Here is a 10871-nt window from a genome sequence, read left to right as displayed (position 1 = left end):
GCTAAAGGTATTAGACCTAACACAGTGGTAATGGCTGTTAATAATACAGGACAAAGCCTGGCTTTACCACCTTTAATAACGAGTTCTTTCACTGTTTCTTTTTCTAGCATTTCCTCATCGTCAATACCCAGCTCATGCCTTTTACGATCGATGAGTAGTTGTGTGTAATCCAAAAGCACCACACCATTGTTCACTACAATACCTGCCAATGAAATAATACCCATCATAGTCATCATAATTACGAATGACCATCCTGTTAGCATCAGTCCGCCAAATACACCTATAAAGCTTAAGAATATGGCCAACATGATTATAACTGGCTTAGAAATGCCACCAAATTGGAATACAAGAATTAACATAATTAGGCCTAACCCACTAAAGAATGCACCCATTAAAAATGCCATTTGTTTATTTTGTTCCTCTATCTGACCTGTGTAGTCAATGCTTACTCCTTTTGGTAAGTCTTTGAAGCTCTCCATTTCTTTCTGAATATCTGAAACAATGGCTCCAGCGTCTGTATAACCAGGCTGTAGCCCAGAGTAAACAGTAACTACTCTTTTTGTATCTCTATGTTTAATGGCACTAAATGCTGAGGTGTTTTTTTGATGTGCAACAGCAGAAATCGGAACCTCTTTTATTTGACCAGTAGCCTGATCCCTGAAAGTTATTCGCTGATTAAACAAGGCGCTTTTATTGTAGCGTATATCTTCGTTAAACCTCACATTAATGTCATAATCTTCACCATCTTTTTTGTAGATGCCTGCCTTTTCGCCAAATAAAGATCTTCTCAACTGGCTTCCTACTTGCCCAACAGCAATGCCTAACTCACCGGCTTTCTCACGATCAACCTCTACTTGCATAGAAGGTTTGCCTTTGTTTACATCAATTTTAATTTCCTCAATACCAGCTATATTCTTACCATTAATGAAATTTCTCATTCTTTCGGCTGTGGTAATTAATACATCATAATCATCACCTTCCAGTTCAATATTAATGGGGTACCCTGCAGGTGGCCCAACAGGATCTTTTTCAACACTTATTGATACTCCTGGGTAAATACCCTTGAGTGCATCTTGAACTTTTTGGCGTAAAACTTCTGAATCTTTGCCTCTACGATATTTAAATTCTCTCATGGAGGTAGTAATTTTAGCTCTATGAGGCATTTCAGCAGAAGAGCCCCCTTCAGTCATTGGGTTCCCTGCGCCTTCACCCACCTGAGATACTGAAGATTCCACCATATAATTATAGTTGCCATCTTTGTACTCTTCATCTCTCACAATCGCATAAACTCTATTTTCTATATCCCTTGTGATTTCATTGGTCTTTTCAATGGCGGTTCCCTGAGGATATTCAATATAAATAATGATCTGATTGGGCGTATTGTCTGGAAAAAACTCAACCTTTGTTCTTCCTGAACCTACCGACATACCGAAGGTTATAAAAGCAACAACAAGCATTACTACTGTTAACCCAAAATACCAATAGACATTATTCTTTCTTAAAGAATGGGCGATTCTTCGCTCATAAAAGTTCTCGAGTCTAACCAAAAAATTTCTTTGAAATCTGTCAGCAGCTTTTTTAATTACATATTTATACAACCAGAACAATACAACATTGGTAAACATTAGTGTTCCTAGTCCTCTCCAGGCTCCACCAAAAAACAAAAAGAATAAACCTAGTCCTCCAAGAACTACTGTTAACCTAATCAATTGCTTTCTTTTAAGTTCTTTTTTGCCCACCTCCATAAACCTGGAAACCAACATGGAATTCATAAAAATGGCTACAAAAAGAGATGAACCAAGTACTACGGATAATGTAATTGGAAAGTACTTCATAAACTCGCCCATTACACCCGGCCACATGCCTAACGGCACAAAAGCAGCCACAGTAGTTGCCGTTGAAATAATTATTGGATACGCAATTTCACCTATACCTTTTTTGGCTGCCTGAATGCGAGACATCCCTTCCTGCTCCATTAATCGGAATACGTTTTCAACAACCACAATGCCGTTATCAACCAACATTCCAAGCCCCATGATAAGCCCAAAAAGAATCATGGTATTCATCGTATAGCCTAATGCCGATAATATGGTGAAAGACATAAACATGGACATGGGAATGGCGAAACCAACAAACAGAGCATTTCTAAACCCTAAGAAAAACATCAAAACAGTTACAACCAGAATAATCCCGAAAATGATATTGTTTACTAAATCTTCAACCTGGTTCAGCGTTTTTGTCGAAGAGTCGTTTGAGATACTTATTTCCAGATCACTTGGCAGATAATCAATTTTTGCTTCATCAATAATTTTTCTTATTTGCCGGGCAGCAATAATCATATTTTTACCTGAGCGTTTCTTCACATCTAACATCACAACGCTTTCGCCAAATTCCCGCGCATAGGTAGTTTTATCTTCTTCAGTAAAGCTTACTGTTGCCACGTCTTTCAGGTAAACAGGAGCATTATCCTGATGTTTTACTACAAAATTTTCAAGCTGCGATGGTTTAGTTACTTCTCCTAATACACGGATAGTTCTTCGCTGGCCACTATTTTTAATGTTTCCGGCAGACATGGTCATATTACCATTTCTAATGGCATTAAGAATATCATCAAAGCTCACCTGAGCTGCCATCATCTTGTAGATATCTACGGCAACTTCAACCTCTTTTTCCTGGGCTCCTCGGATATCAGCGGCTTTTATTTGCGGCAAGTCTTCAATATCATCCTGCAACTTTTCTGCAAATTCCTTTAACTTCTCTACAGGGTAATCACCAGTAATATTGATATTCATAATAGGAAATTCCTCTGAGAGCCTTAAATCAAAGACATTTGGCTCTACTTTAGCCCCATTGAATAATGGCCAATCTTCACTTGCCACTTCGCTATCCACCTCATCTTTCACTTTCTGTTTTGCTGCTTCTACGCTAAGTGTTTCATCAAACTCTACTGTGATTATGGAGTAGTCTTCTTGCGATGTGGATAGTATCTCTACTACATTACTCACATTTTTCAGCTTATCTTCCAGCGGATCAGTAATCAGTCTCTCAATATCTTCAGCTGTATTGCCCGGATACGGAGTACTGATATATATTTTCGTTTCCTTAATTTCAGGAAAATCCTCACGAGGCATATCAAAATATGATTGAATACCCACAAAAAGAAATATGGCAATCATTACATAGATAACTGAGGCGTTATCTATAGCCCACGAGGATAATTTAAACTCTTTATTGACCTTTTTATCTTCCATGAAATTATTTCTTTAATACTTTTATTTCTTGCCCATCTTGTACACTTCTTGCACCTTCCTGTATAACATTCATTCCAGCCTTTAAACCACCAATAAACTCTACCATATCGCCCTGTGTTTTTCCTGTCTGGATGATATTCTTCTGTGCTTTGGCTATGTTTTCCCCGTTTAAATTTGAGGCAATGTAGGTATATTGCTCACCGTCAGAATTTTCTGAAATAACACTTTGAGGTATTAAAATGGCTATGTTATTCGTGTAATCATTTAAGTGTACTTTGGCAGTTAAATTCGGTTTTACAAGTCCGTTTAGGCTAGGCACCGGTATTTCAACACTAAATGATCTGTTTGAAGGATTGATGAAATTACTAGTTTGTCTGACTTTAGATTTCACCTCTTTACCTAAAATAGGAAAGAACACCTTCACTTCTTTTCCCGGAGTTATGTCAGATATATATGATTCCGGCACAAGCACTTCTACAAACATGTCTGATAAATTTACCAGCCTAAAAACTTCAGAACCTGGACCACCCGGTGCAACAACAGTTCCCTGATCTTTGGCCACATCATCAATTACACCTGCAAAAGGAGCTCTTACCGTATATTTTGATAACTGACTCTCAAATTGTTTTACCTGGTTTAATTGAGCTTCATAAGAAGCTTTTGCTTGCAAATACTGTATTTCTGTTCCGATTTTTTGTTCCCATAACCTTTTCTGACGCTGATAGGTAGTTTCAGCCAAAGTAAGCTGAGTTTTTAATTGAGCTAACTGGCTACTCATTCCGCCATCATCAATAGAAGCTAACAATTGCCCTTCTGATACACGGTCACCTTCTTGGACGTATACTTTTCTCAAAGTTCCGGCAACCTCTGGATAAATAAGCACATTCTGTCTGGTAGTAACATCACCCTGTAATTCCACAAAATGGTTAAAAACCTCCTCTTTGGTTTGAAAGATGGTAACCAGTGGTAGTTTTTTGGTTGTATCTTTTACCGAGATAACTGAATCAAGTAAAGCTATTTGTTTATCTAATTGCTTCTGCTGATCAGAAAGCTCTTTTTTCTTGGCTCTTATATCTTCGAGGTTCCCTTCAGAAACCAGCATTTCTAACGATCCTTCCGAGCCACCGCAAGCAGCTAAAAAGGCAGTTGTAATGATTAATAATGATGATGTAACTTTCATTGTTGTATATCTAGTAGCGTTTTTCATTTGTTAAGTTGTCCATAGGCCTTTTCTAACTCCACTTTGGCAATTAAAGCAGAGTACAAGGCATCGTAATAATTGGTTTGAGCTTCTTTATAGTCGGCATCTGCATTTGTAACTTCTATGCTAGAACCTACACCTTCCTGATATTTGATTTTTGAAACATTGTATACCTCTTCGGCTAGTTCCATATTCTCTTTTTGTAATACCATGTTGTCAACCGATCTGTCATAATTGATTGACGACTGTTTGATTTCTAAATCGATACTATTTTTAAGTTGTACAAATGAGTTGTCTATTTGTTCGGCTTGTATTTTCTTTTGCTGAATTATATTGTGTTTTCTAAACCCATCAAATATGGGAAGGTTCATTCTTACACCTACAACTCCTAATTCAAACCAGTTATCATTAAAATTAAAGAGATCGGAAGTTGCCTGGGCACCTGATGTAGCACCAATCCTTCCATACAAATCAATACTTGGTAGATATTGAACACGTGTATTTTTAGCATCTAATTCAACAAGATCTTTGTTGGTCTGTAGCTGGCTATATTCAATTCTATTGCCATAATTAAAATCACTAAACTCATCTTCAGTGATAAGGTCAAACTGAACATCTTTTAATTTCATAGGTACATTAACAGGCTGATCCTGCGGCATACCCATTTGAAATTTTAAAATGGCTTTTGTCAGGTCCAGTGTTCGCTGAAAATTGTCAAACTCTACCTTTATGTTATTAAATTGAACCTTTACCCTGTTCACATCTATTTTTTCTGCAAATCCATTATCATACAATGCTGATGTTTCCTTTAATAAACTATCTAATCGATAATAGTTTTTATTCACAAGTTCTTGCCTTTCTTGCGTAACCATTACAGAGTAATACGCTTTGGTTACGGCCTCAACAATATCGATTTCCGACTTTATGTGATCCTTTCTCGATAGCTCGGTAAAAGTTCTTGCTGCTTGTAGGCCTACAAAATAAGAACCATTAAAAATCATCTGCTCAAGGGATAAAGTGGCCGATCCAGAGTATTTCGTACCAAATTGTGCAGGAAAAACCTGAGGGTCACCTAAATCACGTTGTGGTATTACAGATTCCTGAAACAGCACTCCGTATACGGACGGGGATATAAAATCAGGAATCGGGGTTGTTTGAATATTAAAGTTATATGCTAAATCAATGTTTCCATTAATTTGAGGCAATCCATCTGCAATAGTCTGTTTCACCTGCCTGTCAGCAATCTCACGGTCTAACTTGGCATTTTTTATAGTGGCATTATTTGCCAAGGCATAATCAATACATTCTTGTAATGACAAATTCATTACCTCGTTCTTATTCTGGGCCCTAATGTTAAAGGTGGAAAGAACTAGAGCGAATACAGTAATCGTTAATTTGTTAAACATTCCCGATCTATTTATTTTGGTTTGATGATTCATTCACTATATAATTCTCATATAATTCGCGCCCTTTTTCAGTGACAATTCCATGAACAAAGTGGTCGAAAAATAAAAGTTGCAATTCACTTAATTTGTATAGGTCTGATGGAAATATATCTTCATTAAACCCCATTTGTACCAGCTCAACGCGCATTCTGGCCAGCACATCCGGATTAATATCTTCTCTATAGTAACCTTCAGCTATCCCCTTTTTTAAATTTTCCATCACTTGGTTTTTGATGTACTCATTTTTAAAATTCAACCAAATGCTCCAAGCGTTTGGATGATATTTTTGCATATCAAAAAGTAACGATGGATTCATTTCTTTAAAATCTTTACGCATGCATTTTGATACCTTCGCCAACTCTTCTATAGCATTCGAACCTTTGTCAAAAATTTGATCATACTCTGACTTCTCAAATTCCATGTGCTTCTTCAGTGCCAACGACACAATCTCATCTTTGTCTTTATAATACTGATAAATGGTCTTTTTTGAAATGGAAAGGTGTCTTGCAATGTCGTCCATTGAAACACTCCTTATTCCATATTTTTGAAACAATTCTCCAGCCCCTTCAATTATTTTCTCTTCTATACTCATACCGTTTTCTCAATCGAGCGCAAAACTACGGAAACTTTTAATATTCTTTTAGTTTCCTTAGTTTTCTGTCAACGATGGTTAATTGCATAGGTTACAATTAGTACAAGGTTTTTTATCATTTGTGGAAAACTTTTTATTCAACCACTTTGGTTGCTTCTTCTTTGGTTGCTGAGTGATGCTTACAATTCCATTTATTACGCCATTTCTCTTTGAACGCAACCCTTTCTTCAGGTGTCATTTCTTTAAACCTCTTTTTCCAACCAGCACCCCACTCACCTCCATGAGGTTTGTGAGATCGGCCTCCTTTAAAACCACCAAATAATATTTTGGATAGTATAATAAGACCAAGTGTCTGCCAGAAATCTAAAACTGGTCCATTAAATAAATCAGGTATTAACCAATTCCATAAACTCATTACCACAAACACAAAGGCCACAATCACAATTGGGATGATAAGTATCATCAATGCTATTTTTTTAATTTTCTTTTTATGTCTCATAACTATAAATCGTTATATAAATCTTCTAATTTTTTTCTTAGGGCCAGTACTGCATATCGCTTTCTTGAGAGCAATGTGTTGACCGGCACGTTTAGTTTTTTCTCAATCTCTTTAAAACTTAAATCTTCTATTTCATGGAGAACAAAAACTTCCCTTTGTTCAGCAGGCAGTCGATCCAATGCTAGTGTGATTTCCTCCCACAAAATATCTTGGAAGTATTGATCCTCAGGCGTTCCATCCAGGTCAGGCAGAATGTCTTTAAGTAATAGTGGTGTATCCTCTTCGTTATTTTCTATGGTATATATCACTTGATTACTTCTCACTTTTTTAAATCTGTATAAATCAATGATCTTATTACCTGCCACACGATATAACCATGAAGATGCCTTTTCTATTGACTCAATAGCGCTGGTGCTATCTACAAATTGTTCTAAGACATCCTGTAGAATATCCTCAGCATCTTCGATATTGTTTACCTTGGATTTAATAAATCCCAGCAATTTGCCCTGTTGATTTTTTATCGTTTCTTCCTGATGTTGTGTCATGGAGAGAGGTAATATAGAAGACTTTTGTTCTGTCATCTAACATATAAGTCGAATGACTAACCAAAATATTTTATATGTTTAGAAATTAATTTTATGAAAGGCCTAACAATCACTTTTGAAAACCATGTAATTCACTATCATAAATTGGGCAATGGCCCTAAGGCACTGCTGGCATTTCATGGTTTTGGCTTAACAGGTGAATCTTTTGAGCCTATGGCCATAGCATTGGCTGACGAATATACGGTGTATAGTTTTGATTTGTTTTTCCATGGAAAAAGTCATTGGGGCGATATCAATAAACCGTTAAAAAAGAAGTATTGGGGTGATTTGATCGATCATTTTACCAAAGAACATGATATTGATAATTTCTCCATTCTTGCTTTTAGTCTGGGTGGCAAATTTGCCCTTGCCACATTAGAACAACATCCTAAAAGAGTTGATGAAATGATAATGCTTGCTCCTGACGGCATCCAGACCCAAATTTGGTATAATTTAGCTACCTACCCTGTTGCCTTTCAAACTTACTTTAGAAGCATGATCGTTAAACCCGGGCGTTTTTTCAATATCCTTGATTTAATTAAGCGTATGGGCTTATTAGATAAAGGCATTTCTAAATTTGCAGCCAGTCAAATGAATACAATTAAGAAAAGACGCAGGGTATATTATTCATGGGTGGTTTTTAAGAATTTAACTTTTGACATGCACACCATTGCCCGGCACATTAATGAGAATACTATTGAATTCACGATGTACTTAGGGGCTTTTGATAAAATAATCACTGAAAATGGTATGCAGAAGCTCACCTCTCTATTAAAAAAACAGAAAACACATGTTTTAGATTGTGGCCATAATAACCTTATAGAGCATACTGCTGCATTTTTAGATCAAAATTGTTAGTTTGGCTGATTATATTAACTAACCACATAAAAAAGTGAATACCAGAGTAAGAAATCATCTTATTTTTTTAGCCAAAAACGGAGATTCTCCTATCCCATACAGGAGACTAATCAATCAAACAGAATTAGGTTTAAATCTGGATATCAAACATGAAAAACAACTATTAGGTGAAATTCTGGATGAGATTTCGGAAGATGAGCACGAATCAGGTAGACCGCTATTAAGTGCAATGGTACAAGATAAAAGAAATGGTCAGGGCGATCGTTTTTTTAAACTTTGTGAACGCTTAGAAATGGGTGAATGGAAAGAATTAAAAAAGGATGAAAGCTTTAGAGACGACCATATTGCCAAGTGCCATGAATTTTGGCAAAATGAAGAAAACTATAAGAAGTATTTTTAGCTAGAAAAAAACTACTTTTGCGGGTGTAAAAATTCAGCTACAGAAACCCGCAATTTCATGATCAAATTTTTCCGCAGTCGCACTAACCAGGTTTACGCGGTAGGAATCAAAAAAGACTTTACAGCAGAAGATTTAAAAAAACTTGTCTGGCTCTTTGGCGAGGCAGAACCACTCAACGAAACTATACTAACGAGCCAGTATGTTGGCCCACGAAAGGAAATGGTCACACCATGGAGTACCAACGCTGTGGAAATTACCCAAAATATGGGTATAGCTGGTATCGAACGTATTGAAGAATTCACCCCTTATTCTGCCAATGATGATTTTGATCCAATGCTTCAGGTTTTATATAACGAGTTGGGTCAGGATATTTTCACCACTGACAAAACACCAGAGCCTGTTTTGGAAATTCATGACATAGCTGCATATAATCAAAAAGAAGGCCTGGCTTTAAGTAGCGAAGAAATAGACTACTTGAATGGTGTAGCTGAACAACTAGGACGCAAGCTCACAGATTCTGAAGTATTTGGGTTTTCTCAGGTTAACTCAGAGCATTGCAGGCACAAAATATTTAATGGGGCTTTTGTTATTGATGGTGAAGAACAACCTTTATCATTATTCAAATGGATAAAAAAAACATCTGAAACTAATCCAAACTTTATCGTTTCTGCCTATAAGGATAATGTTGCTTTTGTAAAAGGGCCCAGAGCAGAACAGTTTGCTCCTAAAACTCAAAACAAAGCTGACTTTTTCGAAACTAAAGACATAGACACTGTTCTGAGTTTAAAAGCAGAAACACATAATTTTCCAACTACTGTTGAACCGTTCAATGGAGCTGCAACAGGATCTGGCGGTGAAATTAGAGATAGATTAGCTGGTGGAAAGGGCAGTTTGCCATTAGCAGGCACAGCGGTGTATATGACCTCTTATTCGCGATTGGAAAAGAATAGAAATTGGGAGAAGGCCATGCCAGAAAGAAAATGGTTGTACCAAACTCCGATGGATATTCTCATTAAAGCATCAGACGGTGCGTCTGACTTCGGAAATAAATTTGGTCAGCCATTGATTTGCGGTAGTGTTTTAACCTTCGAGCATTCCGAGAATGGCAAAGATTATGGCTATGACAAAGTGATTATGCAGGCCGGTGGCATCGGTTATGGAAAAGAGAAGGATGCGAAAAAAGATACTCCTGAAAAAGGCGACCGAATCGTAATTCTTGGTGGTGATAATTACAGAATAGGAATGGGCGGTGGTGCTGTTTCTTCCGTAGCCACTGGCGAGTTTGGCAATAGCATTGAATTAAATGCCATTCAGCGATCCAACCCAGAAATGCAGAAACGTGCCATGAATGCCATCAGGGCAATGCAGGAAAGTGATTCCAATCCAATTGTTTCTATTCACGATCATGGTGCTGGCGGGCATTTAAACTGCCTGTCTGAGTTGGTTGAAGAAACCGGTGGCACAATCGATATTAAAAAACTTCCTGTTGGCGACCCTACCCTATCTGACAAAGAAATTGCAGGAAATGAGTCGCAAGAGCGTATGGGTCTTGTGATGCGAAAAAAAGATATTGCAACACTTCGAGAAGTAGCCGAAAGAGAACGATCGCCTATGTATGATGTGGGTGAAGTTACGGGTGACCATCACTTTAAGTTTGAGAATAAAGAAACGGGTAAAAATGCCATTGACTGGGAACTCTCGCACATGTTTGGGTCCTCACCTAAAACGGTACTAGAAGACAAAAAACAAAAATCGGCTTTTAGTGAAATTGATTATAAAACTGCCGACATCCCAGCTTACATAAAAGAAGTGCTACAACTTGAGGCGGTAGCATGTAAAGATTGGTTAACAAACAAAGTGGATCGATCAGTTACAGGAAAAGTAGCTACACAGCAAACCACAGGAGCCATTCAGTTACCACTAAATAATGTTGCTGTTATGGCTATCGATTATAAAGGTAAAAAAGGAGTTGCTACCTCTATGGGACATGCACCTGTTTCTGCATTAGTTGATCCAACGGCCGGTTCCCGGTTATCAATTG

Annotated in this window: 9 protein-coding genes; 3 read left to right on the top strand and 6 right to left on the bottom strand. The window is 37.3% G+C overall.

The annotated features are described in order from the left end of the window. The 6 genes from RLO81_RS10795 to RLO81_RS10770 form a co-directional block, all read right to left on the bottom strand. A partial coding sequence (locus RLO81_RS10795) for an efflux RND transporter permease subunit (RefSeq protein ID WP_350111309.1) occupies window positions 1-3251 on the bottom strand: 3251 nt, incomplete at its 3' end. A gap of 4 nt (window positions 3252-3255) precedes the next feature. Further along, complete coding sequence (locus RLO81_RS10790; RefSeq protein ID WP_350111306.1) at window positions 3256-4431, bottom strand: efflux RND transporter periplasmic adaptor subunit; 1176 nt, start codon at window positions 4429-4431, stop codon at window positions 3256-3258. 23 nt (window positions 4432-4454) lie between these two features. Beyond that, window positions 4455-5858 carry a TolC family protein gene (locus tag RLO81_RS10785; protein ID WP_350111303.1) on the bottom strand — a complete coding sequence of 468 codons (1404 nt, stop codon included), beginning with the start codon at window positions 5856-5858 and terminating at the stop codon, window positions 4455-4457. A gap of 7 nt (window positions 5859-5865) precedes the next feature. Then, on the bottom strand, window positions 5866-6489 hold the full coding sequence (locus RLO81_RS10780; protein ID WP_350111300.1) for a TetR/AcrR family transcriptional regulator: 624 nt from the start codon (window positions 6487-6489) through the stop codon (window positions 5866-5868). A gap of 133 nt (window positions 6490-6622) precedes the next feature. Then, window positions 6623-6988 carry a hypothetical protein gene (locus RLO81_RS10775; protein ID WP_350111297.1) on the bottom strand — a complete coding sequence of 122 codons (366 nt, stop codon included), beginning with the start codon at window positions 6986-6988 and terminating at the stop codon, window positions 6623-6625. Window positions 6989-6990: 2 nt separating this feature from the next. Continuing rightward, window positions 6991-7569 carry an RNA polymerase sigma factor gene (locus RLO81_RS10770; RefSeq protein WP_350111294.1) on the bottom strand — a complete coding sequence of 193 codons (579 nt, stop codon included), beginning with the start codon at window positions 7567-7569 and terminating at the stop codon, window positions 6991-6993. Window positions 7570-7626: 57 nt separating this feature from the next. On the opposite strand from RLO81_RS10770, the gene RLO81_RS10765 reads away from it, so the two are divergent. From RLO81_RS10765 to purL, 3 genes are all read left to right on the top strand, one after another. Beyond that, entirely contained in the window at window positions 7627-8430 is an 804-nt protein-coding gene (locus tag RLO81_RS10765) for an alpha/beta fold hydrolase (RefSeq protein ID WP_350111291.1), read from the top strand. A gap of 34 nt (window positions 8431-8464) precedes the next feature. Then, window positions 8465-8830, top strand: coding sequence for a hypothetical protein (locus tag RLO81_RS10760; protein WP_350111288.1), 366 nt, complete (start codon window positions 8465-8467; stop codon window positions 8828-8830). Window positions 8831-8887: 57 nt separating this feature from the next. Further along, window positions 8888-10871: phosphoribosylformylglycinamidine synthase (gene purL, locus RLO81_RS10755; RefSeq protein WP_350111285.1), on the top strand; the 1984-nt coding region annotated here is incomplete at its 3' end.

This window comes from Fulvivirga sp., assembly GCF_040220315.1.
In the GTDB taxonomy this organism is placed as follows: domain Bacteria; phylum Bacteroidota; class Bacteroidia; order Cytophagales; family Cyclobacteriaceae; genus Fulvivirga.
This window is presented reverse-complemented; position numbering and strand designations above follow the sequence as displayed.

Excerpts from the sequence above, each read along its gene's own strand:
- RLO81_RS10780 (WP_350111300.1), bottom strand. The coding sequence starts at position 6,489 with ATGAGTATAGAAGAGAAAATAATTGAAGGGGCTGGAGAATTGTTTCAA.
- RLO81_RS10785 (WP_350111303.1), bottom strand. The coding sequence starts at position 5,858 with ATGTTTAACAAATTAACGATTACTGTATTCGCTCTAGTTCTTTCCACC.
- RLO81_RS10765 (WP_350111291.1), top strand. The coding sequence starts at position 7,627 with ATGAAAGGCCTAACAATCACTTTTGAAAACCATGTAATTCACTATCAT.
- RLO81_RS10770 (WP_350111294.1), bottom strand. The coding sequence starts at position 7,569 with ATGACAGAACAAAAGTCTTCTATATTACCTCTCTCCATGACACAACAT.
- RLO81_RS10790 (WP_350111306.1), bottom strand. The coding sequence starts at position 4,431 with ATGAAAGTTACATCATCATTATTAATCATTACAACTGCCTTTTTAGCT.
- RLO81_RS10775 (WP_350111297.1), bottom strand. The coding sequence starts at position 6,988 with ATGAGACATAAAAAGAAAATTAAAAAAATAGCATTGATGATACTTATC.